The organism is Pseudomonas batumici (assembly GCF_036585405.1).
Classification (GTDB): domain Bacteria; phylum Pseudomonadota; class Gammaproteobacteria; order Pseudomonadales; family Pseudomonadaceae; genus Aquipseudomonas; species Aquipseudomonas batumici.
In genome coordinates, this window is sequence record NZ_CP144470.1 from 4,541,025 (window position 1) to 4,565,622 (window position 24,598).

The 24,598-nt window shown below is 64.6% G+C and carries 22 protein-coding genes and 1 pseudogene; 10 read left to right on the plus strand and 13 right to left on the minus strand.

Annotation, left to right across the window (positions count from 1 at the left end; genetic code table 11):
• Window positions 1–36: 36 nt before the first annotated feature.
• A complete protein-coding gene (locus NUH87_RS20660) occupies window positions 37–315 on the minus strand; it encodes a DUF3077 domain-containing protein (protein WP_338522489.1) in 279 nt (92 codons plus the stop codon).
• A 559-nt stretch (window positions 316–874) separates the two neighbouring features.
• On the opposite strand from NUH87_RS20660, the gene NUH87_RS20665 reads away from it, so the two are divergent.
• Together NUH87_RS20665 and NUH87_RS20670 are read left to right on the plus strand one after the other, a co-directional pair.
• A complete protein-coding gene (locus NUH87_RS20665; RefSeq protein WP_040071265.1) occupies window positions 875–1,342 on the plus strand; it encodes a helix-turn-helix domain-containing protein in 468 nt (155 codons plus the stop codon).
• Window positions 1,339–1,914 (plus strand): PIN domain-containing protein, encoded by a 576-nt coding sequence (locus NUH87_RS20670; RefSeq protein ID WP_338522490.1) that lies wholly within the window; start codon window positions 1,339–1,341, stop codon window positions 1,912–1,914. Before NUH87_RS20665 ends, NUH87_RS20670 begins: the two co-directional genes overlap by 4 nt.
• A 26-nt stretch (window positions 1,915–1,940) precedes the next feature.
• On the opposite strand, the gene NUH87_RS20675 is transcribed toward NUH87_RS20670, so the two are convergent.
• Window positions 1,941–2,858 carry a LysR substrate-binding domain-containing protein gene (locus NUH87_RS20675; protein ID WP_338522491.1) on the minus strand — a complete coding sequence of 306 codons (918 nt, stop codon included), beginning with the start codon at window positions 2,856–2,858 and terminating at the stop codon, window positions 1,941–1,943.
• Window positions 2,859–3,227: 369 nt separating this feature from the next.
• On the opposite strand from NUH87_RS20675, the gene NUH87_RS20680 reads away from it, so the two are divergent.
• Both NUH87_RS20680 and NUH87_RS20685 read left to right on the plus strand, forming a co-directional pair.
• On the plus strand, window positions 3,228–4,532 hold the full coding sequence (locus NUH87_RS20680) for a dicarboxylate/amino acid:cation symporter (RefSeq protein ID WP_338522492.1): 1,305 nt from the start codon (window positions 3,228–3,230) through the stop codon (window positions 4,530–4,532).
• Between the two features lie 11 nt (window positions 4,533–4,543).
• Window positions 4,544–6,058, plus strand: a complete 1,515-nt coding sequence (locus NUH87_RS20685) for an aspartate/glutamate racemase family protein (protein WP_338522493.1) — start codon at window positions 4,544–4,546, stop codon at window positions 6,056–6,058.
• Between the two features lie 27 nt (window positions 6,059–6,085).
• Here NUH87_RS20685 and NUH87_RS20690 read toward each other — a convergent pair whose 3' ends face one another.
• The 3 genes from NUH87_RS20690 to NUH87_RS20700 all read right to left on the minus strand — a co-directional run bounded on the left by NUH87_RS20690 (window position 6,086) and on the right by NUH87_RS20700 (window position 12,878).
• Entirely contained in the window at window positions 6,086–7,009 is a 924-nt protein-coding gene (locus tag NUH87_RS20690; protein ID WP_338522494.1) for a LysR family transcriptional regulator, read from the minus strand.
• A 102-nt stretch (window positions 7,010–7,111) separates the two neighbouring features.
• Window positions 7,112–8,323 (minus strand): MFS transporter, encoded by a 1,212-nt coding sequence (locus tag NUH87_RS20695; RefSeq protein ID WP_338522495.1) that lies wholly within the window; start codon window positions 8,321–8,323, stop codon window positions 7,112–7,114.
• A gap of 244 nt (window positions 8,324–8,567) precedes the next feature.
• Window positions 8,568–12,878, minus strand: a complete 4,311-nt coding sequence (locus NUH87_RS20700) for a DEAD/DEAH box helicase (protein WP_338522496.1) — start codon at window positions 12,876–12,878, stop codon at window positions 8,568–8,570.
• A 180-nt stretch (window positions 12,879–13,058) separates the two neighbouring features.
• Between NUH87_RS20700 and NUH87_RS20705 the strand changes: the two genes are divergently transcribed.
• Window positions 13,059–13,943 (plus strand): sugar nucleotide-binding protein, encoded by an 885-nt coding sequence (locus tag NUH87_RS20705; RefSeq protein ID WP_084615155.1) that lies wholly within the window; start codon window positions 13,059–13,061, stop codon window positions 13,941–13,943.
• A 126-nt stretch (window positions 13,944–14,069) separates the two neighbouring features.
• Here NUH87_RS20705 and NUH87_RS20710 read toward each other — a convergent pair whose 3' ends face one another.
• The 5 genes from NUH87_RS20710 to NUH87_RS20730 all read right to left on the minus strand — a co-directional run bounded on the left by NUH87_RS20710 (window position 14,070) and on the right by NUH87_RS20730 (window position 18,213).
• A complete protein-coding gene (locus tag NUH87_RS20710; protein WP_338522497.1) occupies window positions 14,070–14,753 on the minus strand; it encodes an OmpW/AlkL family protein in 684 nt (227 codons plus the stop codon).
• Window positions 14,754–14,950: 197 nt separating this feature from the next.
• The gene (locus NUH87_RS20715; protein WP_338522498.1) at window positions 14,951–15,484 is read right to left on the minus strand and encodes a DUF3299 domain-containing protein; all 534 of its coding nucleotides are present in this window, start codon (window positions 15,482–15,484) and stop codon (window positions 14,951–14,953) included.
• A 10-nt stretch (window positions 15,485–15,494) separates the two neighbouring features.
• The gene (locus tag NUH87_RS20720) at window positions 15,495–16,760 is read right to left on the minus strand and encodes an ABC transporter permease (RefSeq protein ID WP_338522499.1); all 1,266 of its coding nucleotides are present in this window, start codon (window positions 16,758–16,760) and stop codon (window positions 15,495–15,497) included.
• Between the two features lies 1 nt (window position 16,761).
• Entirely contained in the window at window positions 16,762–17,472 is a 711-nt protein-coding gene (locus NUH87_RS20725) for an ABC transporter ATP-binding protein (RefSeq protein WP_338522500.1), read from the minus strand.
• 129 nt (window positions 17,473–17,601) lie between these two features.
• Window positions 17,602–18,213: a DUF2796 domain-containing protein gene (locus NUH87_RS20730; RefSeq protein ID WP_338522501.1), complete on the minus strand. Its 612-nt coding sequence runs from the start codon at window positions 18,211–18,213 to the stop codon at window positions 17,602–17,604.
• A 135-nt stretch (window positions 18,214–18,348) separates the two neighbouring features.
• On the opposite strand from NUH87_RS20730, the pseudogene NUH87_RS20735 reads away from it, so the two are divergent.
• Window positions 18,349–18,698 (plus strand): annotated as a pseudogene (locus NUH87_RS20735) (hypothetical protein).
• A 174-nt stretch (window positions 18,699–18,872) separates the two neighbouring features.
• On the opposite strand, the gene trxA reads toward NUH87_RS20735, so the two are convergent.
• The 3 genes from trxA to NUH87_RS20750 form a co-directional block, all read right to left on the minus strand.
• Window positions 18,873–19,745 (minus strand): thioredoxin, encoded by an 873-nt coding sequence (gene trxA, locus NUH87_RS20740; RefSeq protein WP_338522502.1) that lies wholly within the window; start codon window positions 19,743–19,745, stop codon window positions 18,873–18,875.
• A 113-nt stretch (window positions 19,746–19,858) separates the two neighbouring features.
• On the minus strand, window positions 19,859–20,515 hold the full coding sequence (locus NUH87_RS20745) for a class I SAM-dependent methyltransferase (protein WP_338522503.1): 657 nt from the start codon (window positions 20,513–20,515) through the stop codon (window positions 19,859–19,861).
• On the minus strand, window positions 20,512–20,970 hold the full coding sequence (locus NUH87_RS20750) for a YbaY family lipoprotein (protein ID WP_040071246.1): 459 nt from the start codon (window positions 20,968–20,970) through the stop codon (window positions 20,512–20,514). The genes NUH87_RS20745 and NUH87_RS20750 overlap by 4 nt, the downstream gene beginning before the upstream one ends.
• 141 nt (window positions 20,971–21,111) lie before the next feature.
• Between NUH87_RS20750 and nrdR the strand changes: the two genes are divergently transcribed.
• From nrdR to ribBA, 4 genes are read left to right on the plus strand one after another with little or no spacing between them, the layout of a single operon-like run.
• Window positions 21,112–21,576, plus strand: a complete 465-nt coding sequence (gene nrdR, locus NUH87_RS20755) for a transcriptional regulator NrdR (protein WP_338522504.1) — start codon at window positions 21,112–21,114, stop codon at window positions 21,574–21,576.
• A complete protein-coding gene (gene ribD / locus NUH87_RS20760) occupies window positions 21,573–22,712 on the plus strand; it encodes a bifunctional diaminohydroxyphosphoribosylaminopyrimidine deaminase/5-amino-6-(5-phosphoribosylamino)uracil reductase RibD (protein WP_338522505.1) in 1,140 nt (379 codons plus the stop codon). The genes nrdR and ribD overlap by 4 nt, the downstream gene beginning before the upstream one ends.
• A gap of 45 nt (window positions 22,713–22,757) precedes the next feature.
• A complete protein-coding gene (locus tag NUH87_RS20765) occupies window positions 22,758–23,420 on the plus strand; it encodes a riboflavin synthase (protein WP_040071243.1) in 663 nt (220 codons plus the stop codon).
• Window positions 23,421–23,436: 16 nt separating this feature from the next.
• A complete protein-coding gene (ribBA, locus tag NUH87_RS20770; protein WP_338522506.1) occupies window positions 23,437–24,528 on the plus strand; it encodes a bifunctional 3,4-dihydroxy-2-butanone-4-phosphate synthase/GTP cyclohydrolase II in 1,092 nt (363 codons plus the stop codon).
• The last annotated feature ends 70 nt before the right edge of the window (window positions 24,529–24,598 follow it).

Consider the following 24,598-nt stretch of genomic DNA (forward strand, 5'->3'; position numbering starts at 1 on the left):
GCCCAATGGGCGCCTTTTTTCATTGTTATTACCCGCTTACACCGACGTCCCGCGCAACATTCCCTGTGTTAAATCATCGATGACCGCCTTGCCCATTTCGCCCAGGTAATGCGATGCCCAGGCATAGCGTTCGCCATCGCTTTCCAGGGCCGCATCGAGGGAGAGTGCTTTGGCGCAATAGAGCAGCAGGGACGCGTGCTCCATGGCTTCCAGAATGGGTACGCCGGGGTTCACACGGAACAGTTCACGACCTTGGGAGCCGCATTGGGAAAAGGTGATGACGCCGAGGGTCTTGTTTGATGGGGGATTGGTCATTGGGCACCTCCGGCGTGGGCCTGGGTGCTGGCTGTTTGAAGGTAAAGCCTTGCTTGAATGAAACCGTCCATGCGCTAACTCCTATACCCGAGGAAATAGCTGCCACGTTCGTTTCCAAGCGAATGGGTGGCAGCTGTACGCAGGTTGGAAAACCGGGGGGTATAGGTCCCGGCAGGACCGAAGCCCTCCCGCGCACAGCCGCCATTGCACGACATTGCAGACAAAGAAACAGCGCCTGCCATCGTGGTTGGGGCGCTGGTGCGCCTATACCCTGAATTCGGGTTTCCAAGCCCGGTCGCTGAATTGGCAGCGACAGGGAAAAGGTAGCGCGCACCGTGGGGAGCTGCAATGTGACTGGCGGGGGGTATTTAAGTCGAAAAGTTTCAACCGGTACAGAGGATCGTTCAGGAACCGGATAAGCCGGCAAGTGCGCGTCGTGGAGGGGTGTTTCGTTTATTTCGTTTGTTGCGCTTTTCGTTTGTTTCGAATATAAAAGGTCTACGTGGTTGCCGAACCGCGACCACAACCACGGTTGAACACAGAGTTTTTGGAGATAACGATGACCACCGCCGACCTCACCCGCACCGTTCTTCCTGACGAGAAGGAGATTGCTGCGGCCGTGGAGTCACGCCGCCAGTTGGCTGCTTTCCTCTCGACCAAGCTGCAGACTCAGCGCATTGAGCTGGTTGACGGCGAGCAACATCGCCAGGTCGTTGAGTTGCCGACGTTCGCCTTCCGCTTGCTCGGTGAAATCCTCAGCGAACTTGCGTTGGGCAATGCCGTTAAGGTTGTTCCCATTCACGCTGAGCTGACCACCCAAGAGGGGGCGGACATGCTCAATGTTTCGCGGCCTCACCTGGTGAAACTGTTGGATGAGGGCGTGATCCCGCATACCAAAACGGGGCGCCATCGCCGGGTCAAGTTCGCTGATCTGATGGCGTACAAGGAACAGCGTGAGCGAGTGAGTCGTGCAGCCATGGATGAACTGGCAGCCCAGGCCCAGGAGTTGGGGATGGGGTACGAATGAGGCATTCGCCGTTCACAGCCGTTTACGACGCGAATGTTCTCTACCCTGCACCGCTACGCGACTTCTTGATGCATCTTGCGCTGACCGGCGTGTACCGCGCGCGTTGGTCGGCGCAGATCCATGAGGAGTGGACGCGCAATCTTCTGTTGAATCGTCCTGAGCTTACCCGTGAGCAACTGGACCGCACTTGCGCGCTTATGGATCGCGCCGTGCCTGACGCACTGGTGACGGACTATGAACCCATTCTCGTGGGACTTGAGCTACCGGACCCCGATGATCGGCATGTGCTTGCCGCCGCAATCAAGTGCAACGCCTCCGTCATCGTGACCTTTAACCTCAAGGATTTCCCCAAGGGCGCTCTCGAACCATTCGATATCGGGCCTTTGCATCCGGACGATTTCATTGCCGATCTTTGGGATCTGGATCAGGCGCTCGTTCTAGGGGCGGCGCAACGGCAGCGGGCATCGTTGAGGAATCCACCGCATAGTGCCCGGGAATACCTCGACAAGCTGTTACAGCAGAAGCTGCCCGAAACCGTGAAACTGCTCTCCGATTTTGAATTCCTGATCTGAGGGCGGTAAGTCGCCAGCGCGATTTCCTACTCGTTCGCCTCCCGCGAAGCCTTCCCCAAGGTCTCCCACAACTCACGCATCGTCGGGTTCTGATTAGCCAGCGAACAATAAGCACGAATCTCCAGCCCCGTGCTCCATTCATTACCCCCGGCCTTCACCAACTGCCCACTATCCACGGCTGGTGCGGCTGCGCTCTGCGGTAGCCAGGCCACGCCATACCCTTCAACGGCCATCTGCATCAGCAGCATGGTCATATCGGCTTCGTAGCAACGCGTCAGTTCGCAGGGTGTGGACACATTCTTGAGGATCAGGTCGGCCACGCGGCCGAGGAAGGTCGTTGCCGTGTAAGCCAGGTACGGGACCGCTTTGCCGGCCTTTCCCGGGAGTCGATACAGCGGCTTGCCGCTACGGTCTGGCGCACAGAACGGCAGAAAGGCATCTCGCCCCAGGGGTAGGCTGGCGAACTTGTCGGCGTCGATCAGGATCGGCGCCTGGGGGTGGTGGTAAACGATCATCAGGTCGCAATTGCCTTCCGCCAGGGCGATCACCGCGTCGTGGATATTCGCCGCGACCACACGCACGTTGAAGGGCTCGTGGTGCTTTTGGAATTGCGCCAGCCACTTGGGCAGGAAGGTGATCGACAGGCTGTGTCCCGCCGTGATCTGAATCGAACGCCCGGGCATTTTTTCGTCCTGGCGCAGGGTGGAGCGTAACTCCAGCAACGCTGCCAGCGCCTCGCGGCCCTGTTCGCAAAACAGCTGGCCGGCCTGGGTCAATTGCACCGGGTAAGTGCCACGGTCGACAAGCTGTGCGCCGACCCAGTCTTCCAGCGAGCGGATACGTCGGGACAGCGCCGATTGGGTGACGCAGCGAACCTCGGCGGCCCGGGAGAAGTTCTTGTGTTGCTCGATCGCCAGAAGATCGTCCAGCCACTTGATTTGCATGCTGCCCACCTCGGTCGCGGTGACTCGAAGTCTACGTCAGCGCCTGTCGGTCTTCCCCGGCTTTTTCATAACTATTCCAAAAGCGCATTGGGTGATGGTGATTACTCATCATCTGCTGGTTGGCGTCGCCCTAGAATCGGGCCATGGACACGGTCCCCCTGTAGGAGCGGCCGGTCGACGCTCGATTGCCGGCGATGAGGCCCGTAAGTCCTCCAACGATCAGACGGCCGCCATCGCCAGCAAGCCGGCTCCTACAAGGGACCGAGGTGTTTGTAAGGGATGCACTTGGGCGCGGTGCCGCAGAGTAGCCGGGCCGACGATCTTTTTCCTGCCAAGCAAAAAACCGACAACAGACTTGAGGGAAACACCATGAGCAAAAACAGATTACCCCGTCACATCGCCATCGGCATTGCCGCCGGGGTCCTGGTCGGCTGGATGTGTCATCACTTCGCAGCAGACGCCAAGTCGGCCAAGGACATCGCTGCCTACTTCTCCATGGTCACCGACATCTTCCTGCGCCTGATCAAGATGATTATCGCGCCCCTGGTGTTCGCCACCCTGGTGGGCGGTATCGCCAGTCTCGGCAGTTCGCGTTCGGTGGGCCGCATCGGCACCCGCGCCATGGCCTGGTTTATCAGCGCATCGCTGATCTCCCTGCTGATCGGCATGCTGCTGGTCAATCTGTTCCAGCCAGGGACGGGGATGAACCTGCACGTCAGCCAGGGCGTCGTCGCATCGCAGGTGGTGAACACCGGTGACTTCAGCCTCAAGGTATTTGTCAGCCACGTGTTCCCGCGCAGCATTGCCGAAGCCATGGCCAACAACGAGATCCTGCAGATCGTGGTGTTCTCGCTGTTTTTCGGTTTCGCCCTGGCGGGGCTGAAGCAGGCGGGCTTTACCCGGATCACCAGCCTGGTGGATGAGTTGGCCAAGGTGATGTTCAAGATCACCGACTACGTCATGGCCTTCGCGCCCATCGGTGTGTTCGCCGCCATTGCCAGTGCAATCACCACCGAAGGCCTGGGCCTGCTGCTGGACTACGGCAAGCTGATCGCCGAGTTCTACCTGGGGATCGCTCTTCTTTGGGCCGTGCTGTTCGGCGCCGGCTACCTGTTTCTCGGGCGTTCGGTGTTCACCCTCGGCAAGCTGATCAAGGAACCCATCCTGCTGGCGTTCTCCACCGCCAGCAGTGAGTCGGCCTACCCGAAAACCATGGAAGCCCTGGAGAAGTTCGGCGCACCGAAACGCGTGTCCAGCTTCGTCCTGCCCCTGGGCTACTCGTTCAACCTCGACGGCTCGATGATGTACCAGGCCTTTGCAATCATGTTCATCGCCCAGGCCTACAACATCGAGCTGAGCTTCACCCAGCAGTTGCTGATCCTGCTGACCCTGATGGTCACCAGCAAAGGCATGGCCGGTGTCGCCAGGGCCTCGGTCGTGGTGGTCGCCGCGACCCTGCCGATGTTCAACCTGCCTGAAGCCGGCCTGCTGCTGATCATCGGCATCGACCAGTTCCTCGACATGGCGCGAACCGCAACCAACGTGGTCGGCAACAGCATCGCGACGGCGGTGGTCGCCCACGCCGAGCAGGCGCATGAGTCCGAAGAGGAACGGGACGAACTGCCCGGCGTCCAGCCCGTCGCGCTGGCGCGTACTCCGGCGACCACGGTTTGAGAGCCACGACCATGAACAGCCAAGACAAAAACTCCGCAGCGCTGCCGGTCGCCCGCAAGCTGGGCATCGTCGGTGGCCTCGGCTCGCTGGCCGGCGGCGATCTGTTCTTCAAGCTGGTCAAGTCCCGGGCGGTGCTGGCGGATCAGGGACGCTATCACTTCCTGTTCGAGCAGCATCCGTTCAAGGACGTGCTGTTGCCCCTGGACCGTGACGCGAGCATGACCGCGCGCAAGTTCTACGTATTCCAGGTTTGCCAGTCCTTCGAGGCGGGCGGGGTCGACGCGGTGGTGCTGCCCTGTTTCGCCAGCCATACCTTCCGTGACGAGATCCAGCAGGAGCTGGGGATTCCCGTCCTCGACCTGATGGCGGCCCTGGCCGAACACATTCGCCGGATCGCCGAGCCCGGCACCCGGCTGGGGATTCTGGCCTCGGACTATGTGCGTCACTCCGGGTTGTTCGAGCGCTACCTGGGCGGCGATTTCCAGTTGGTCTATCCGCCCGAGCCGGACCAGCGCACCTTGATGGACGCCATGTACGGTCTCAATGGCATCAAGGACGGCTACCTGCAAGGCGTACCACTGGAGGAGGTGTACCAGGCCTGCCTGGCGCTGCAGGCGCAGGGCGCGAACCTGATCGTGCCGGGGCTGACCGAACTTTCGCTGGTCTGCGCCGATTTGCAGCGGCGTGGCCTGAGCGTGCGCGACATCAACGAGATCTATGCCGCCGCCGTGACCACGACCGACGACGAGCCGACGCGTGCCCCCTTCAAGCTGGGAATCGTCGGCGGCGTCGGCCCGGCGGCGACCGTGGACTTCATGGCCAAGGTGGTGCGCCACACCCCGGCGGGACGCGACCAGGAACATATCAAGATGGTGGTGGAGCAGAACCCGCAGATCCCCGACCGCACGGCCAATCTGCTGTTCGACGAAGCCGACCCGACCCTGGCGCTGTACGCCACCTGCAAGCGCCTGGAAAGTGCCGGGGCGCAGGCCATCGCGATCCCGTGCAACACCGCCCATGCGTTCGTCGAACGGCTCCAGCCTTACCTGCGGGTGCCGATCGTCAACATGCTCAGCGAAACCGTCGAGGCCATTGCCCGGCAGCATGGCAGCGGCAAGCGCATCGGCTTGCTTGCCACTTCGGGCACGGTACAGAGCCAGGTCTACCATCACGCCGCCCGCTATGCCGGATTGTCCCTGCTGATTCCCGGCTTCGACTATCAGGAGCTGGTGATGAACGCCATTTATGGCGAGCGGGGCATCAAGGCGGGTTTCACCGATGGTCTGTGCAAGGAGCAATTGCTGCTGGCGGTCGAGCACCTGTGTGAACTGGGGGCGGAGGTGATCATTCTCGGTTGCACGGAGCTGCCGCTGGTGCTCAGCCACTGCGAACACTTCCAGGTTCGAGAGCACAGCGTGGCGTTGGTGGACCCGACGACCGTCCTGGCGCTGCGTTGTGTCAGCCTGGCGGTATCAGAGGGTGGCGACGCGGCGGGAAGAGCAGGCCGGGCAGGAACTGCCGGTTGATCCGCCCGCTCCTGGCTCCTGCCGTTTTCAGGCGCTCCAGCGCTCCCGCTGCTCCAGCAAAAAGTCCACGAACGCCTTCAAGCGCAACGGTACATGCCGACCGTGTGGATAGAGCAGGGTGAAGGGCCGTGAGCGTCCGGCGAAGGGCTTGAGCACTTCCACCAGCGAGCCGTCGGCCAGCTCGTTCTCGACAATGAAACGATAGGTCTGGAACAACCCGGCAGCATTCTTCGCCAGGGTCACGCCACCCAGCACATCGTCGGAGCAGCAGTAGCTGCCTTCGGCCAGCAGTTCCTGTTCCTTGCCGTCGGCATCCTTGAACAGCCAGGCAATCCGCCGCCCGCTGCTGGGCAGTTCGAACTGGATGCACTCGTGCTGTTGCAGGTCCTCCAGCGCTTGCGGCGTACCGGCCCGTTGCAGATAGCCTGGGCTGGCAATCACCACCAGCGCCGCGTCTTCCAGGTGCCGGGCAATCAGCCCCGAGTCGGGCAGCACCCGCACCCGGATCGCCAGGTCGTAGCCTTCCTCGACGAAATCGATATTGCGGTTGCTGATATGCACCTCGACCTTCACCGCCGGATAACGCGCGCGAAAGGCCGGCAGCAGCGGCAGGATGCGGTGATGGGCATAGGTGGTCGGGATGCTGATGCGCAAGGTCCCGGCCGGCTCCTGCTGCTTGCCCATGACCTCCCGCTGCGCTTCGGTCAGTTGGGTCAGGGCCTGGCGGCATTGCTCGAAGTAGCTGCGGCCACCCTCGGTCAGGCGCACGCTGCGGGTGGTGCGGGTGAACAGGCGCACGCCGAGGCGTTCTTCCATGCGCGAGATCGAACGACTCACCGCCGCCGGCGTGACCCCGGCCACCTGCGCGGCGGCGGTGAAGCTGCCGGCCTCGGCCGCCAGGCAGAACAGCTCGATGCTGCCGAGCATGAGGTCGTCGAACTGTCGTCGCATGATGGATTACGCCAGGGATCAAATGGAGTGCGGGAGCCCGTATCGATCAGGCCAGTGTGGGGCAATCGAGTGAACTCCACCAGCGCGTTGTGACGGTGGGCCTCAGTGTCCGCCCACCATCCGCGCCGAACCTTCAGCGGGCTGCGCATACACCGGTCCCCGTCGATCCAGCCGACCGCTCCAGGCCGTCAGCGCCAGGGCCACCAGCACCACCAGCCCGCCAATCCAGGTGGTATGGATCAGCCCTAGGTTGGCGACGATCAACCCACCGATCCAGGCCCCACCGGCAATGCCGAGGTTGAAGGCGGCGATGTTCAGGCCCGACGCCACATCCACGGCCTGTGGCGTGTGATGCTCGGCCTGGCGTACCACGTAGATCTGCAGGCCCGGCACGTTGCCGAAGGCCACCGCGCCCCAGGCCAGCACGGTCAACAGGACCAGCCACGGATGGCCGGCGGTGAAGCCCAGCACGAACAGCACGACGGCCAGCAGCAGGAAGATGAGCTTCAACGCGCCGATGGGGCCGCGCTTGTCCGCCAGTTTCCCGCCCCAGATATTGCCCACCGCCACCGAGACGCCGTAGACCAGCAGCACCAGGCTGACGGTGCCGGGCTGGAAGCCGGAGATCTCCTGAAGGATCGGCGCCAGGAAGGTAAACGCGATAAAGGTGCCGCCATACCCGGCCGCGGTCATCGCATACACCAGCAGCAGACGCGGTTGTTTCAGCACTTGCAGTTGCTGGATCAGTGAGGCGGGCTTGTTGTGCGCGATGTGCTTCGGCACATAGAGCAGGCTGCCGAGAAAGGCGATCACACCCAGGGCGGACACGGCGAGAAAGGTTTCGCGCCAGCCGAAATGCTGGCCGATAAAGGTCCCCAGTGGTACGCCGGTCACCAGGGCCACGGTCAGGCCGGTGAACATGATGGCAATCGCACTGGCGGCCTTTTCCTTCGGCACCAGGCTGGTGGCGATGGTCGAGCCGATGGAGAAGAACACCCCGTGGGCCAGGCCGGTGACGATTCGCGCGAGGATCAGCGACTCGTAGCTCGGCGCTTGCCAAGCCAGCAGGTTGCCGAGGGTGAACAGCACCATCAGCGCCAGCAGCAACAGTTTGCGCGGGACCTTGCCGGTGAGGGCGGTCAGCACCGGGGCACCGATAGCGACCCCCAGGGCATAGAGACTGACCAGCAGGCCGGCGGTGGGCAGATCGACCCCCAGGTCGGTGCCGATGGTGGGTAACAGGCCAACGATGACGAACTCGGTCGTCCCGATGGCAAAGGCGCTGAGGGTCAGCGCCAGCAAGGCAATGGGCATGGTTGCAACTCCGATGGGTTTTGATCCGGAGCGCAGTGTCGGGGTTTCACTTGTGCGGAAAAATACAAGTAAGAGCACAACATATTTGATCAGCAGGCAAAGATCGGGCGTGTAATAAAATTATAGAGAACGCCGCGATCCCCCTGTAGGAGCCGGCTTGCCGGCGATGAGGCCCTTGAACCTTGCGGTGCCTGTCCGGACGCAATCGCTGGCAAGCCAGGCTCCTACAGGGGGCGTGGTGGTTTCAGAGGCGGTATTGGGTCAGTTTTTTTCTCAGTTCGGCAGTCGCCGCTTGGTCCAGCTCCAACCAGTACACCGGCTTGCCGGCAATCTCCGCCGCAGCCGGAACACCATCGCGATACACCAGGCGATTCCCCGCCAGCGCCGGCACCTTGGCGCCCGGCAACACGGTCCCCGCCAGGTTCAGCGGATCGGCGCCGCACACCGCGATCAGGCTGCCGTCCTGCGGGCGTCGGCGCACTTCGCGCAATAACGGAATCGCCTCCGGCAAGGCGAACTGCTCGCCCGACAAACCACTGACAAAACGCCCGCCACGAATTTCGCCCCGGGCTTCCAGCCGATGAAAAGTCCTCAGCAACTCCCGCCAGCTCGGCAACCAGTCCGCCTCACGCTCCAACAGCCGCCAGAACACCACGCCGTAACGCCGCAACAAGGTCATGGCGATATGTTCCAGGGTCTCGGCCGGCACCTGGCCGCCCGCCGGCACAGCCACGGCGGAGCGTCGCAGCAAGGCCCAGCGTCCGGCATCGTCCATTCCGCCGACAAAGGCCCCGCGTCCGCGTCGAGGGCTGCGGGCCTGGCGCTTGCTGGCTGGGGTGATCAGCGCCCGCAGGCCGGCAAAGCTGTCGGCATTCACCCAACCGGCGCCCACCAGCTCCTGCAACGCGGCTTCCAGTTCGGTGGGCAGCAGATGAGCCTCGTGCAGCAACTCATCGAAAAACAGCGCGCCCTGCTGGGTCAGCGCGGCATGGGCCTTTTGCGTCCGCGGCGACAACTCTTCCACCGCCGTCTGTTCCGTCAGGCTGCTCCACAACGCGACCTGGCCCCGGGGCAGCAACACCACCGGCGTGTTGCGCGAGGCCACGCTGGCGCTTTTGCCGTGGGCACTGAGGCGGGCCCAGACCAGCTTGCCCGAGCGGCACAACTCATCGAGCCAGGTCGGCGAATAATCTTTGAGGCGTGCAGCCAGCACGTCGCTGTCCCAGGCCCCGGCGGCGACCGGGTAACCTTCGAACTGGCTGATAATCATCGCCAGGGCCGCGCTGCCCTGGCCCTGGCAGGCGACGGAAAGGTGCTGCCAGTCGAACAGGAAACGCATGAAATCCTGCACCGCCACCGGCTCGATTTCCCGGCGCAGGCGCTTGACCGTGTAGCGGTGGATGCGCGCCAGCAGGTGGCGTTCGCACCACTGTTCCCGAGGCGCCCCCGGGCTGAACTGACCGCGTAGCACATAGCCTTCGCTTTCCAGTTTCGCCAGGGCCTGGGCCAGTGTGGCGGTGGGTAGTGCCAGGGGCTCGGCGATTTCGGGTAGTGTCAGTGGAGCAAAACCACTGAGGCGAGCGCGGACCAGTTCGACGGCCGCCTCGTCGGCCTCCCAGGGTTGATCGAAACCCATCGGTGGTTGCAAGGGCGGGTCGAGCGCGGCCTGTGGATAAAGTGCTTGCAGGCAGGTCAGGCGTTCCAGGGCGGTCCACACCGAGTGGGTCGTGTTGATATGCAAACGCGTGGCGCGCCCTTGCGCCGCGAGCGCCTGAAGCCAGGAGGACCACGAGGGATTGGCCTGGACTTCAGCGTCGCTGATCGCCGCGAGGCTCATCAACGCCTCATGCATTTCATCCTCGCCGTTGGGCGCGGGCCAGGCTTCCTCGGCCACGGCCTGGATGGCCTCAGCATCCAGCGCGCCGAGATCGTCGGTGCTGCTCGGATCGCTCCAGCGCCGGTTCAACACGGCCTGGGTGCGGCGCTCTTCCAGCGGCGCATCGTCGAGGAAGGTATAGGGCCTGGCGCTGAGGATTTCCGCCGCCAGCGGCGAGGGCGCCGGCAGGTCGCGGGCGATCAGCCGCACTTCACCGGCTTCCATGCGCCGCAGCAGGGCCAGCCAGCCTTCGCAGTCCATGGCCTCGTGCAGACAGTCGTCGAGGGTCTGTTCCACCAGCGGGTGGTCGGGAATTTCCCGCTCGCCGGCGAGGTTTTCCAGGCAGGCGATCTGGTCCGGGAACACGCAGGCGGTCAGGTCTTCGCTTTTCATCCGCTGGATCTGCGGCGCCACCTTGCGTCCGCCGACAAAGCGCGGCAGCGCCAGCGCGACCCCGGCATTCCAGCGCCAGCGCACCCCGAACAGCGGGGCGTCGAGCACGGCCTGGATCAGGATCTGTTCGGCGCTGCGGCTGTTGAGGTAACGCCAGACCTCGTCGAGGGCAAAGCTGTGGCTGGTGGACAGCGACAGCACGATGGCGTCTTCGCTGGCGGCGGCCTGCAATTCGAAGTTGAAGGTGCGGCAGAAACGCTTGCGCAAGGCCAGGCCCCAGGCGCGGTTGATCCGGCTGCCGAACGGCGTGTGGATCACCAGCTGGGTACCGCCGGACTCGTCGAAGAAACGCTCCATCACCAGGGTGTCCTGGGACGGTAGCGCGCCCAGGCATTGTCGGGCGCGGGCCAGGTACTCGACGATCTGCTCGGCGCTGGCCGGGTCCAGGCCGATGCTCTCGCGCAGCCAGTCGAGGCTCGGCTGCAAGTCCCCTGGCGTAGCTCCCAGCCACTCATCCAGGTGGGCGTTGAGGCGCGCCACGGCGAAGGACAACTCGGCGCTGCGCCCCGGTGCCTCGCCGAGCCAGAACGGAATACTCGGTGGCTGGCCATGGGCATCCTCGACCCGCACCTTGCCGGTCTCTATCCGCAGGATGCGGTAGGAACTGTTGCCCAGTTGGAACACGTCGCCGGCGATGCTTTCCACCGCGAAGTCCTCATGCACCGAACCGATGTTCAAGCCCTGGGGGTCGAGCAGTACGCTGTAGTCGGCGTTGTCCGGGATGGTGCCGCCGCTGGTGAGGGCGGTCAGGCGGCTGCCACGGCGCCCGCGCAGGGTATGGCTCACGGCGTCGCGGTGAATATAGGCGCTGCGTAGGCCCTGGCGACTGTTGAAGCCCTCGGCGAGCATCCGCAGCAGCGCCTGGTAGTGGGCCTCGTCCAGTTCGGCATAGGGCGCGGCCCGGCGGATCAGTTCCAGCAGCGGTTGCTCCTGCCATTCCTGGCAGCTGACTTCGGCGACGATCTGCTGGGCCAGCACATCCAACGGGGCGCGGGGAATCAGCAAGGTATCCAGCTCGCCGCGGCGCACGCAGTCGAGCAGGGCGGCGCACTCGATCAACTCGTCCCGCGAGGTGGCGAACAGCCGGCCCTTGGGCGTGCCGCCGACCTGGTGGCCGGAGCGTCCAACCCTTTGCAGGAAGGCGGCGATGGAACGCGGCGAGCCGATCTGGCAGACCAGTTCCACTTCGCCGATATCGATGCCCAATTCCAGCGAGGCAGTGGCGATCAGCACTTGCAGCTCGCCGCGCTTGAGCCGTTGTTCGGCGTCCAGCCGCTGTTCCTTGGCCAGGCTGCCATGGTGGGCGGCTACCGCCTCCTTGCCCAGGCGCTCGCTCAAGTGCCGGGCCAGGCGTTCGGCCAGGCGTCGGGTGTTGACGAAAATCAGCGTGGTGCGGTGTTGTCGGGCCAGCTCGGCCAGGCGCTCGTAGACCAGCTCCCAGACATCGTTGGCCATCACCGCCGTCAGCGGCACGGGGGGCACCTCGATGCCCAGGTCGCGGGGGCGGGCGTGGCCGATATCGATGATTTCGCAGGCGCGCCCGCTGCCCACCAGAAAGCGCGACACCGCGTCGATGGGCTTTTGCGTGGCCGACAGACCGATGCGCAGCAACGACTCGCCACACAGCGCCTGCAAGCGCTCCAGGCTCAGGGCCAGGTGGCTGCCGCGCTTGCTGGCGGCGATGGCGTGGATCTCGTCGACGATCACCGTGCGTACGCTGCCCAGCATGCGCCGGCCGGAATCGGAACCGAGCAGCACATAGAGCGATTCCGGCGTGGTCACCAGGATATGCGGCGCGGTCTTGCGCAGGCGCGTGCGTTCGTTCTGCGGGGTGTCGCCGGTGCGTACCGCCGTGGTGATCGACAGTGGCGGCAGGCCCTGGCGCTCAAGCTGTGCAGTGATGCCCGCCAGCGGCTCCTGCAGGTTGATGCGGATATCGTTGGACAGCGCCTTGAGCGGCGACACATAGACGATCAGGGTTTCGTCCGGCAATTCGCCGCCCAGGGCCAGGCCCTGGTGGACCAGATCGTCGATCGCCGCGAGAAAGCCGGTCAGGGTCTTGCCGGAGCCGGTGGGCGCGGCGATCAGCGTCGAGCGGCGCTGGCGGATCAACGGCCAGGCGCGGGCCTGGGCGGCGGTCACGTCCGGGAAAGTGTGGCGAAACCAGGCGCTGACGGCCGGGTGGAAACCTGCCAGAGCGTCGTGGACCGATTCGGGAAGATTCATGGGTTCATTTATGCGATCGTCCGGCCCAAGTTGCAAGCCGGCGGACCCCTCTGGCACTTTATCCGTGACGGTTGCGCGCAAAACCCGCAAAATGCAAGGATTCTGGCTATTGCCGGCGGCGAGGCCACACGCTTTCCGCCAACCACCATCGTTCTGAACAGACCTGGGCCTGCTGACTCTATGCGAATGCGCCTTATGTTACTGGGCGGCGGAAATGCCCTTGGGCAGGCGCTGATTCGCCTGGGGGCGGAAGAGGACATCGGTTTCCTCGCCCCCCGTCCGCCGCAAGACGGCTGGGACGCCGCGAGCCTCACGCAACTGCTCGACGACACCCGTCCGGATGCGTTGATCAACCTTGCCTTCTACTTCGACTGGTTCCAGGCGGAGACGGTCGGCGAGACGCGCCTGGCCGAGCAGGAGCGCGCCGTCGAGCGGCTGGCCGAGCTCTGCCAGCACCACAACATCATCCTCCTGCAACCTTCCAGTTACCGGGTGTTCGACGGTTCGCGGGCCACGGCCTACAGCGAAAAAGACGAACCCGTGCCCCTGGGCCTGCGCGGCCAGGCGCTGTGGCGGATCGAGCAGAGCGTGCGCGCCACCTGTCCGCAACACGTGTTGCTGCGCTTCGGCTGGTTGCTCGACGACAGCCCCGAAGGCACCCTCGGGCGTTTCCTGGCTCGGGCCGAGAAGCCCGATGAACTGTTGATGGCCGATGACCGGCGTGGCAACCCGACCCCCGTGGACGATGCGGCCCGGGTGATCATTTCGGTGCTCAAGCAACTCGATTGTGCCGCGCCGTTGTGGGGCACCTACCACTACGCCGGCCATGAGGCGACCACGCCGCTGGCCCTGGGGCAGGCGATTCTCAGCGAAGCCCGGCAATTGCATCCGCTGGCCATCGAGGCGCCGACCGCCCAGGCCCACGCCGCCCGTCCGGATGCGGCGGACGAGCCGCAGCACGCGGTGCTGGCCTGCAAGAAAATCCTCCATACCTTCGGCATCAAGCCCCGTGCCTGGCGTGCGGCGTTGCCGGCGCTACTCGACAGGTTCTATCGGCATGGCTGATGTCCCCGTTCTTGTCATCGGAGGTTTCGGCTTGCCGGAGCGCTGAGGTCGATCACGGGAAATGAAAAAGGCGCCTGAAGAGGCGCCTTTTTCATGGGGGGATGGAAAGCGGATAGGGGGTTCGGCTTAGAACTTGTAGCCGATGCCGACCATGTAGACCCATGGGTCGACTTTCACGTCCACCTTGGTCTGGCCTACACCCAGGGCGGTCGGTCCGTCGACGGTGGCCTTGGTGTCGAGGTCCACGTACCAGACCGAGGCGTTGAACAGCATGCGGTCGGTGAGCATGTAGTCGAAGCCCAGCTGTCCGGCCAGGCCCACCGAGTTCTGCAGCTTCAGGTTGCTGAAGCCTTCGTTCTTGCGCTGGCTGGTCAGGTCTTCACCGAAGAACATCGTGTAGTTGATGCCGATACCGCCATAAGGTTGGAACTTCGAGCTGGCATCCAGCGGGTAGTACTGCAGCGACAGGGTCGGCGGCAGTTGCTTGATATCCCCCAACTGGCCATCCAGCGCCGGGCCGAGGCCCTTGACGGAGACTTCGTGATGGAACGGCGTGGCGGCCAGCAGCTCCAGGCCGATATGGTCGGTGAACATGTAGGCGAAGGCCAGGCCCAACTGGGTGTCGTTGTCCACCGTGGCCTTGGTGCCGGAGATCTTCGCGCCGTCGAGTCTCAGGTCGCTGCTGCTGTCGTTCGGCGAAATGGTCGCGGCACCGGCGCGGACGATGAAATCACCGGCCTGGTGGGCGTGTGCAAGGGGGGCGGCGAGGGCGAGCGCAACGAGGGAGGCGCTGAGCAGGGACTTGTGCATGGGGGGGCTCCAAAGGACGAGTTGAATTCACTGTGTCCAATGGTAAAGAGCGAGCCGGGCCGGCTTTTGACCCAGCTCAATGGAATCCGGGCGGCTCTTTGACTCAGCTCAATGAAAGGCCAATGGTCGAGTCGGGGCAGGAACTTTTGGGTTGTTCCTGCTGACGCTATAGCGAGAACACCGGTGAACGACCGGCCTTACTCGGGCAATTCATACACGTAGATCTTCTGCGCCGCCATGCTGTACCCCGCATCGGCCAGGTCGCTGGTGCTCGGCTTGACCTGCATGTCGCCCTCGATCCAGTACGGCTGGTACAGCTCATCGAGCTTGACCCCCAGCTCACTGGTCACATGCACGATCTGGTTCGACGGCGGTGGCGGTACATGGATGCAGGCGCCGAAATACGGCACCAGCAGAAAGTCCGTGGTCCGGCCTTCCTCGCTGACTTCCAGCGGCACGATATAGCCCGGCAGGCGCACATGCTGGCCGTCCAGTGCCTTGACCACCGGCGCATCGGGCAGCGACTGCTTGGCCGCCGGCGCCGCCTCGATGTTGGTGCTGCCGAGTTTCGACAGGTCATGCAGCGGCGTCATCTGCGGGGCTTCCTGTGGGGCATCGGGCGGAATCATGTCATGCCAGGTCAGCTCCCTCGGTTTGTCGGCGGCCCACAATGGCGTGGCCGTCACCACGGACAGCGCCAGCAGCACGCCGGCCAGGACTTTGTTCTTCATCGCAGCACACTCATAAACGGATGGACAGGCCGTCGGCCAGGGATTGTCGATAGGCGCGCCACGCCGGCACGCTGCCCATCAACAGGGCGGCGACGAGGATACCGCCGAGCAGCGTCCATTCATATTCGCTCGGCCAGGACAGTGGCAGGTACAGCCCGTAGCTCGACTGCACGTAACCCTGGGCCAGGGCGATGCACAGGTACAACAGGCCGACCCCGGCCACCACCCCGGACAGCGCCAGGGCCAGGGCTTCCAGCACCAGCAGGCTGGCGATATGCCAAGGCCGCGCGCCGACCGAGCGCAGGATCGCCATCTCCCGGCGGCGCTCGTTGAGGCTGGTGAGGATCGCCGTGAGCATGCCGATCAAGCCGGTCAAGACCACGAACAGCGAAACCACGAACAGCGCCTTTTCCGCCGTGCCCATCAGGCTCCAGAGTTCCTGCAAGGCCACGCCCGGCAGGATCGCCAGCATCGGCTCGCCACGGAATTCGTTGATCTCCCGTTGCAGGGCGAAGGTCGAGACCTTGCTGTTGAGGCCGAGCATGAAGGCGGTGATGGCTTGCGGCGTCAGGTCCATGTTGCGTGCCTGGTCGGCGCTGATGCGCCCGGTGCCGTGGGCCGGCACGCCGTCGTGCCAGTCGATGTGGATCGCTTCCATGCCGCCGAGGCTGATATGCAGCGTGCGGTCCACCGGGGTGCCGGTGCGCTTGAGAATACCGACCACAGTGAAGGGCTTGTCGTCATGCTTGACCAGGCTGACGACGGCCACGCCGTGGGCCAGCACCAGCTTGTCGCCGAGCTTGTAGTGCAACGCCTCCGTCACCTCGGCACCGAGCACCACCTCGAACGGATCGGTGGCGAAGGGGCGGCCTTCGGCCAGTTGCAGGTTCTGCTGGTGGCCGTACTGGTAATGATCGAAGTAGGCCTGGCTGGTGCCCAGTACCCGGTAGCCGCGATGGGAGTCGCCGAGGGACATCGGGATCGCCCACTTCACCTTCGGGTTGCTGGCGAAGTGTTCGAAGCTGTCCCAGCGGATGTTGTTGGTGGCGTTGCCGATGCGAAACACCGAGTACAGCAGCAGGTTCACCGAGCCCGAGCGGGCGCCGACGATCAGGTCGGTGCCGCTGATGGTGCTGGCGAAGCTGGCGCGGGCTTCGGTGCGCACGCGTTCCACGGCCAGCAGCAGGCAGACCGACAGGGCGATGGCGAAGGCCGTGAGCAGGGCGGTGAAGCGGCGGTTGGCCAGGCTGGCCAGGGCCAGACGAAACAGATACATCTCAGACCTCCGCGGGCATGGCCGCGCGATTCAATTCGGACAGCGACAGGTGACGGTCGAACAGCGGCGCCAGGCTCTGGTCATGGCTGACGAACAGCAGGCTGGAGCCGGCTTCGCGGCATTCGGCGAACAGCAGTTGGATAAAGGCTTCGCGGGCATCGTAGTCCAGCGCCGAGGTCGGCTCGTCGGCGATCACCAGCTCCGGTTGGCCGATCAGCGCGCGGGCGGCGGCAACCCGTTGCTGTTGGCCGATGGACAGCGAATCGGCGCGGCGTTCCAGCAGGGCCGGATCACTCAGGCCGAGGTGGGCGAGCAGGGTCGCGGCGGCCCGGTCGGCGCTACCGTGGCGCTGGATCGCGCGGTTGGCGCGCAGTCTGGAGAAGTGGCAAGGCAGCTCGACGTTCTCGCGGACCGAGAGAAACGGCAGCAGGTTGAACTGCTGGAAAATGTAGCCGGTGTGGTCGACGCGAAAGCGGTCGCGGGCACCGGCGCCCAGTTCGGTCAATTCCTGGCCGAGCAGGCGGATGCTGCCCCGGCTGGGTTTCTGTACGCCGCCCAGCAGGCCCAGCAAGGTGGTCTTGCCGCTGCCGCTGGGGCCTTTGAGGAACAGCGTTTCGCCCGGCTCCAGGCGGAATGCCGGGATGTCCAGCAACTGCGGATGACCGGGCCAGTTGAAGCCGAGGTCGGACAGTTCGATAAGTGCTTGGGTCATAAAGGCCGATTCACAGGTGGGGTGCCTTTGTAGGAGCCGGCTTGCTGGCGATTCAGGCGCTGCGGTGTTTCAGGCAGACCGCGTTATCGTTCATCGCCAGCAAGCCGGCTCCTACAAGGAGTGGGGAGATCAGTACTTCAGGGTGGCAGCCTCTGGCGTGGCGTCAACCCCTTGTTGGCCGCTGCCGGTAATCAACTGCACCTGGATCTTGTGGGTCGCGGGGAAGGTCTTGAACACCTGGCCCAGGTCCAGGGTCTTCAGCGCGGTCGGGGTGGTGCAGGTGAACTGGTAGTGGGCGTGGATTTCGCTGTGGTCGTGATGATGCTCGGCACCGGCGGCCGGGGTGGTTCCGGCGGCTTCGGGGGCGTGATCGTCGTCATCATCGTCATCGGCCTCTTCAGGGGCCGGGTCGCCGAACAGCGGGCTTTGCAGTTCCTGGTTGGCCACGATGCAACCGGCGGCTTTCGGCAGGTTGAACAGTTCCAGCGGCTTGTCCAGCAAGGCACGCACGGCGGCGACCTTGGCCTTGTCGGCGTCGCTGGTGGCGGGGTGTTCGAAGCCCACCAGGTTCATCGCCGGGCTTTGCAGTTCCAGCTCCAGGGTCTGGCCGTCCAGCGCCGCGTTCAGCCGGCCGACGCCGTGCTCGTGGGCGCCGAGGCTGCCATGTTCGTGGGCTTCATGGGCCTGGGCGGCAACCAGCGGGAGCAGGGCAAAAGGCAGGGCGAGCAGCAGGTGGCGCATGGCGTTTCTCCAGGAACGGCAACAAGGGTGTTTTGTTATGTGATCTTATAACAATTTATGACTTGTTCGGCCACTGGCTTGGCGTGTCGGATGACGCGTGGGAGCATGGGCGCCTGCAAGAGTGAGGTGAGCATCATGGTGCGAATTCGAGGCACCATCGGCCAATGGCCGGTGGATTTGACGTTGGAGCTGGATGACGGCGACTGGGCACGCCTGGGGCGCAGTTGCAGGTGAGCGTGCCGCCAGACGCGGGCGCGGCGGTGGTGGCACGGCCGGTGAGCCAGGACGATGCGTTGTGGCGAACCGCCAGGGACTTGGTGCGCCAGGCCGGACAGATCGACGGGCCGCAGTTGCTGGGGCAATTGGAGGGGTTGGCGGGGAGCACGGCGGCGGCCAAGCGCCTGCTGGTGCGCTTGCGCCATTGCAGCGAGGTGAAGGTGGTGAGCGGGGCGGATTCACCGCTCTACAGCTGGGTTGAGGCCTGAGGGCGCGGGGCGGAGCGCTGATCTCACGCTCGACACAACATCCTGCTGTAGGAGCGAGCTTGCTCCGGGCGGCGTTCCGACGATGGACGTCAACGATGACGCGGGAAACCTGATGCCCCGCGGTGCCTCGGCCACCATCGCGAGCAAGCTCGCTCCTACAATGGGGGGGCGCTGTTAGTACAGCGCAGCGAACAGCCGACGGCGGTAGCTGGTCACCAGCGGATGATCATTGCCCAGCAGGTCGAATACCTGCAGCAAGGTCTTGTGCGGCAGGCCTTCGCTGTAACCGCGATTGCGGATAAACAGCTTGAGCAAACCCTCAAGGGCGGCCTCGTACTGCTGGCGCGACAGCTGCTGTACCGCCAACTGGTAGTTCGCTTCATCGTCCTGCGGGTTCTGCGCCAGGCGCGCCTTCAGATCAGCCACTTCCGGCAGGTCTGCAGCCTGGCGCAGGAAGGTCAGCTGCGCCTTGGCACCGGCCAGCGCGGCCTTGTGCTCGTCGCTCTTCACCGCGTCCAGCACCGCCTGGGCTTCACCCAGCTCGCCGCGTTCGGCCAGGCAACGACCATAAAGGATCAGCGCCTTGGCGTTGCTGTTGTCTTCGCCGAGCAGCACCTTGAGCAGGGCTTCGGCATCGCCGATCCGACCTTCGGTAAACAGCGCCTCGGCCTGCTCAAGAGGATCAGCGGCCGCGGGCGGTGGCATCTGCACATGCGGCTCGAGCATTTTACGCACCGCCGATTCCGGCTGGGCACCGGCGAAACCGTCCACCGGCTGGCCGTCCTTGAACAGCACCACGGTGGGCAGGCTGCGAATGCCGAAACGGGCGACGATGTCCTGCTCGGCATCGCAGTCGACCTTGGCCAGCAGCAGCTCGCCCTGATAGCTCTCGGCGATCTGTTGCAGCATCGGCATCAACGCCTTGCAGGGCGCGCACCACTCGGCCCAGAAGTCCACCAGCACCGGCTTGTGGAACGAGTTCTCGATCACCGACTGGTCGAAGTCAGCGGTGGTGGCGTCGAAGATGTAGGGGGTGGGTTGAGTCATCGGAGTCTCGGAAAGCGGGGAATAGGGCAACTATAAAGCCTGGGTGGGATGGCCGGAAGCGGCCCATGGTTCAGGGCGGTGCGATTTCAAGTTGCGCTCGCCACAGGGTGGAGTCAGGAGCGGCAGGCGTGATACAGGCTCACATGGCGAAACTCCTCCGGCTCCGCCAGGTCCGGCAGGGTGAAGGCCTCGAGCATTTCCAGGCGGCGATACAACGGATGGCGGAAATCCCGCACCCGCGAATCCGCCACCAGCGCTTCTCGACCCCGACTGAGGAACTGGTCGAGCAACGGCAGGTTTTCCCGGTCATACAGCACATCCGCCACCAGGATCAGGTCGAAGCGATCGGTCTCGGCGAAGAAATCCTCGCTGTAGCTCAGTTCCACCTCATTGAGCGCGGCATTCGCCCGGCAGGCCGCCAGTGCCAGCGGGTCGAGGTCGCAGGCCACCACTTCCAGCGCCCCTGCCCGGGCCGCGGCAATCGCCGCCACGCCCGAACCGGCACCGAAATCCAGGACCCGCTTGCCCGCCACCCACTGCGGGTGTTCGGCCAGGTAGCGGGCCATGGCCAGGCCGCTGGCCCAGCAGAAACTCCAGTACGGCGGTTCATGCAGGATCCGCCGGGTTTCCTCCGGCGTGAACGCGCGATCCATGTTGTGCGCGTCGATCAGCCACAACTGCAACGCGGTTTCCGGCAACGGGCAGGCCACCAATCGCGCATCGCCCAGCAACTCGCTCAAGGACTGTTGCAGGTCCGGCGGTGCACTCATGGCGCGGTAAAAAATTGCAGTTGACCCAGGGCCTGGGTGGTCGGCTCGGTGATGCTCCGCGACGGCAGATGCAGGATCAGTTGCCCGGACTGGCTGGCCCGTCCGCGCAATTCCACCCGGCTGCCCACCGGGAACACGTCCGGGTTGAAGCGCAGGTGGAAGGGCAGGACCTGGCCGGTGCCGTTGATCGTGCTGCTGGCCAGCAACTGCTGCGGCCGACCGCGTTCGTCGATCACCAGCAGCGCCAGTTCCACTTCCGCGCCCTTGGGGACGCCCTGCAAGGTGCCGCTCAATTCGCGCTGATAGGCGGGCAAGGGGCCGAGTTCTTCATAAGGATTGACCGGTTTGCTCGTCTGCTGCTGGGCCGGTGCCGCCGGAACGGGCTTTGGCGGTGGGCTGCCGCAAGCGGCCAACAGGCCGGCGAGGCTGAGCAAAACAAGCGGTCGTACTGACATGAACGGCTCCAACTGAAGGCGAAATCCGGGGCATCGATCTGATTAAAAGGTAGTCGGGCGACTGTATACCGCAAACCCTATGGCTTGTCTTGCCACGGGGATGCGCTACCATGGCCCTCCCATTTTTTGTTGCCTGCCACCATGCACTGTCCCTTCTGCGGTGCCAACGACACCAAAGTCATCGACTCGCGTCTGGTCGCCGAGGGCGAGCAGGTGCGCCGCCGGCGCGAATGCCTGGCTTGCGGTGAACGTTTCACCACCTTCGAGACCGCCGAACTGGTCCTGCCACGCCTGATCAAGCAGGACGGCAGCCGTCAGCCCTTCGACGAGGAAAAACTCCGCGCCGGCATGCAGCGCGCGCTGGAAAAGCGCCCGGTCAGTGTCGAGCGCCTGGAAGCCGCGCTGGTGCACATCAAGCACAAGCTGCGGGCCACCGGCGAGCGCGAGGTCAAGTCGCTGGTCGTCGGCGAACTGGTGATGGCCGAGTTGCAGAAACTCGATGAAGTCGCCTATATCCGTTTCGCTTCGGTCTATCGCCGCTTCCAGGACCTCAACGAGTTCCGCGAAGAGATCGACCGTCTCGCCCGCGAGCCCGCCAAACAATGAGCCTTTCGACCGAGCAGGCCGTCCTCGACGCCCACTACATGGCCCGTGCCCTGGAGCTGGCCCGCAAGGGCCTGTACTCGACCCACCCGAACCCACGGGTCGGCTGCGTGATCGTGCAGGCCGGCGCGGTGGTCGGCGAAGGCTGGCACGTGCGCGCCGGCGAGCCCCATGCCGAGGTGCATGCCTTGCGCGAGGCGGGCGAAAACGCCCGGGGCGCCACCGCCTACGTCACCCTTGAGCCGTGCAGTCACTTCGGTCGCACGCCGCCGTGTGCCGACGCGCTGGTCAAGGCCGGCGTGGCGCGGGTGGTCGCGGCCATGCAGGACCCCAACCCGGAAGTGGCCGGGCGCGGCCTCAAGCGTCTGGCCGAGGCCGGTATCGCCGTGCACAGCAGTGTGCTGGAAGGCGAGGCGCGGGCGCTCAACCAGGGTTTCCTCAAGCGCATGGAACACGGCGTGCCGTTCGTGCGGGTCAAGCTGGCGATGAGCCTGGACGGTCGCACGGCCATGGCCAGCGGCGAAAGCCAGTGGATCACCGGTCCGGAGGCGCGTTCCGCGGTGCAGCGCCTGCGGGCCCAGGCCAGCGTGGTGCTGACCGGTGCCGACAGCGTCATGGCGGACAAGGCGCGGATGACCGTGCGCCCCGCCGAACTGGGTCTCGATCCGGAACAAACCACCCTGGCCGAACGCCGTCCACCCCTGCGGGTGTTGATCGACGGTCGCCTGCGGGTACCGCTGGATGCCGCGTTCTTCACGGCGGGTCCGGCGCTGGTGGTGACCTGCGTCCCGGGGGCCGCCGCACGCTATCAGGCCTTGGGCCATGAACTGCTGGAAGTGCCCGGTGCCGATGGTCATGTCGATCTGCGCCGGTTGCTGACCGAGCTGGCCGACCGTGGCATCAACGAAGTGCTGGTGGAGGCCGGCCCACGCCTGGTGGGTGCCTTTGCCCGACAAGGCCTGGTGGACGAATACCAACTGTTTGTCGCCGGGACCTTTCTCGGTTCCACGGCGCGTCCGTTGCTGGACTGGCCGCTGGAGCGGATGAACCAGGCCCCACGGCTGAAAATCATCGAAATGCGCGCAATCGGCAGTGACTGGCGAGTCACCGCAATACCTGATCCGGCACCCGGCGTATAATTTTCGGCTTGCGCCACGCGCGGGCCCGTTCTCGAGGAGGACTTCATGTTTACCGGCATTATCGAATCCATCGGCAGTATCCGTGCCCTGAACCCCAAGGGCGGCGACGTCCGCGTCTATGTGGAAACCGGCAAGCTGGACCTGGCCGACGTCAAGCTCGGCGACAGCATCGCGGTGAACGGCGTCTGCCTGACCGCCGTCGAGCTGCCGGGCGACGGCTTCTGGGCCGACGTCAGCCGGGAAACCCTGGACTGCACCGCCTTCAACCAATTGAAGGCCGGCAGCCGGGTCAACCTGGAAAAGGCCCTGACCCCGACCACGCGCCTGGGCGGGCACCTGGTCAGCGGCCATGTCGACGGCGTCGGCGAAGTCGTCGCCCGTGAAGAAAATGCCCGGGCCATCCAGTTCCGCATTCGTGCGCCGAAAGACCTGGCCAAGTACATCGCCCACAAGGGCTCGATCACCGTCGACGGCACCAGCCTGACGGTCAACGCGGTGAACGGCGCCGAGTTCGAACTGACCATCGTCCCGCACACCCTGGCCGAAACCATCATGGCCGACTACCGCCCCGGTCGCCAGGTCAACCTCGAAGTCGACCTGCTGGCCCGTTACCTGGAGCGCCTGCTGCTGGGCGACAAGGCCGCGGAGCCGTCGAGCGGCGGCATCACCGAAAGTTTCCTGGCCGCCAACGGCTACCTCAAATCCTGAAAGAAGGGGGTGCCGCGTGGCGCTCAACACGATTGAAGAACTGGTCGAAGACATTCGCCAAGGCAAGATGGTCATCCTCATGGATGACGAAGACCGCGAGAACGAAGGCGACCTGATCATGGCCGCCGAATGCTGCAAGGCCGAGCACATCAACTTCATGGCCAAGCACGCCCGTGGCCTGATCTGCATGCCCATGAGCCGCGAGCGTTGCGAGCTGCTCAAGCTGCCGCTGATGGCGCCACGCAACGGTTCCGGCTTCGGCACCAAGTTCACCGTGTCCATCGAGGCCACCGAAGGCGTGACCACCGGCATCTCCGCCGCCGACCGCGCCCGTACCGTGCAAGCGGCGGCCGCCAAGGACGCCAAGGCCGAAGACATCGTCAGCCCCGGCCACATCTTCCCGCTGATGGCCCAGCCCGGCGGCACCCTGGCCCGCGCCGGTCACACCGAAGCCGCCTGCGACCTGGCGCGTATGGCCGGTTTCGAACCGAGCGGGGTGATCTGCGAAGTGATGAACGACGACGGCACCATGTCCCGTCGCGCCGAACTGGAAACCTTCGCCGCCGAACACAACATCAAGATCGGCACCATCGCCGACCTGATCCACTACCGGATGATCCACGAACGTACCGTTCAGCGGATTGCCGAGCAGCCATTGGACAGCGAACTGGGGCATTTCACCCTGGTGACCTATCGTGATTCGGTGGAAGGCGACGTGCACATGGCCCTGACCCTGGGCCATGTCTGCGCCGAAGAACCGACCCTGGTGCGGGTGCACAACATGGACCCGCTGCGCGACCTGCTGATGGTCAAGCAACCCGGGCGCTGGAGCCTGCGCGCCGCCATGGCCGCGGTGGCCGAGGCCGGCAGCGGCGTGGTGCTGCTGCTCGGTCACCCGCTGGACGGCGACGTCCTGCTGGCGCATATCCGCGAAACCGGCGAGCACGCCTCGGCGAAAAAACCGACCACCTACAGCATTGTCGGGGCCGGTTCGCAGATCCTGCGTGACCTGGGCGTACGCAAAATGCGCCTGATGAGTGCGCCGATGAAGTTCAATGCGATATCCGGTTTCGACCTGGAAGTAGTAGAATACGTGCCCTCCGAATAAAGACCGGCTGCTCGCGGCCCTTGATTCGCGGTTCAAATATCCCTGAGGGGCGCGTACTAGGCGCGCTCCG

What these genes read in the sequence shown, in the direction of transcription:
- NUH87_RS20660 (WP_338522489.1), bottom strand. Translation starts at nt 315, where the DNA reads ATGACCAATCCCCCATCAAACAAGACCCTCGGCGTCATCACCTTTTCC.
- NUH87_RS20695 (WP_338522495.1), bottom strand. Translation starts at nt 8,323, where the DNA reads ATGCCCATTGCCTTGCTGGCGCTGACCCTCAGCGCCTTTGCCATCGGG.
- trxA (WP_338522502.1), bottom strand. Translation starts at nt 19,745, where the DNA reads ATGACTCAACCCACCCCCTACATCTTCGACGCCACCACCGCTGACTTC.
- NUH87_RS20675 (WP_338522491.1), bottom strand. Translation starts at nt 2,858, where the DNA reads ATGCAAATCAAGTGGCTGGACGATCTTCTGGCGATCGAGCAACACAAG.
- NUH87_RS20665 (WP_040071265.1), top strand. Translation starts at nt 875, where the DNA reads ATGACCACCGCCGACCTCACCCGCACCGTTCTTCCTGACGAGAAGGAG.
- nrdR (WP_338522504.1), top strand. Translation starts at nt 21,112, where the DNA reads ATGCACTGTCCCTTCTGCGGTGCCAACGACACCAAAGTCATCGACTCG.
- NUH87_RS20715 (WP_338522498.1), bottom strand. Translation starts at nt 15,484, where the DNA reads ATGAAGAACAAAGTCCTGGCCGGCGTGCTGCTGGCGCTGTCCGTGGTG.
- ribD (WP_338522505.1), top strand. Translation starts at nt 21,573, where the DNA reads ATGAGCCTTTCGACCGAGCAGGCCGTCCTCGACGCCCACTACATGGCC.
- NUH87_RS20720 (WP_338522499.1), bottom strand. Translation starts at nt 16,760, where the DNA reads ATGTATCTGTTTCGTCTGGCCCTGGCCAGCCTGGCCAACCGCCGCTTC.
- NUH87_RS20680 (WP_338522492.1), top strand. Translation starts at nt 3,228, where the DNA reads ATGAGCAAAAACAGATTACCCCGTCACATCGCCATCGGCATTGCCGCC.
- NUH87_RS20765 (WP_040071243.1), top strand. Translation starts at nt 22,758, where the DNA reads ATGTTTACCGGCATTATCGAATCCATCGGCAGTATCCGTGCCCTGAAC.
- NUH87_RS20730 (WP_338522501.1), bottom strand. Translation starts at nt 18,213, where the DNA reads ATGCGCCACCTGCTGCTCGCCCTGCCTTTTGCCCTGCTCCCGCTGGTT.
- NUH87_RS20710 (WP_338522497.1), bottom strand. Translation starts at nt 14,753, where the DNA reads ATGCACAAGTCCCTGCTCAGCGCCTCCCTCGTTGCGCTCGCCCTCGCC.
- NUH87_RS20670 (WP_338522490.1), top strand. Translation starts at nt 1,339, where the DNA reads ATGAGGCATTCGCCGTTCACAGCCGTTTACGACGCGAATGTTCTCTAC.
- NUH87_RS20745 (WP_338522503.1), bottom strand. Translation starts at nt 20,515, where the DNA reads ATGAGTGCACCGCCGGACCTGCAACAGTCCTTGAGCGAGTTGCTGGGC.
- NUH87_RS20725 (WP_338522500.1), bottom strand. Translation starts at nt 17,472, where the DNA reads ATGACCCAAGCACTTATCGAACTGTCCGACCTCGGCTTCAACTGGCCC.
- NUH87_RS20705 (WP_084615155.1), top strand. Translation starts at nt 13,059, where the DNA reads ATGCGAATGCGCCTTATGTTACTGGGCGGCGGAAATGCCCTTGGGCAG.
- NUH87_RS20685 (WP_338522493.1), top strand. Translation starts at nt 4,544, where the DNA reads ATGAACAGCCAAGACAAAAACTCCGCAGCGCTGCCGGTCGCCCGCAAG.
- NUH87_RS20750 (WP_040071246.1), bottom strand. Translation starts at nt 20,970, where the DNA reads ATGTCAGTACGACCGCTTGTTTTGCTCAGCCTCGCCGGCCTGTTGGCC.
- NUH87_RS20690 (WP_338522494.1), bottom strand. Translation starts at nt 7,009, where the DNA reads ATGCGACGACAGTTCGACGACCTCATGCTCGGCAGCATCGAGCTGTTC.
- NUH87_RS20700 (WP_338522496.1), bottom strand. Translation starts at nt 12,878, where the DNA reads ATGAATCTTCCCGAATCGGTCCACGACGCTCTGGCAGGTTTCCACCCG.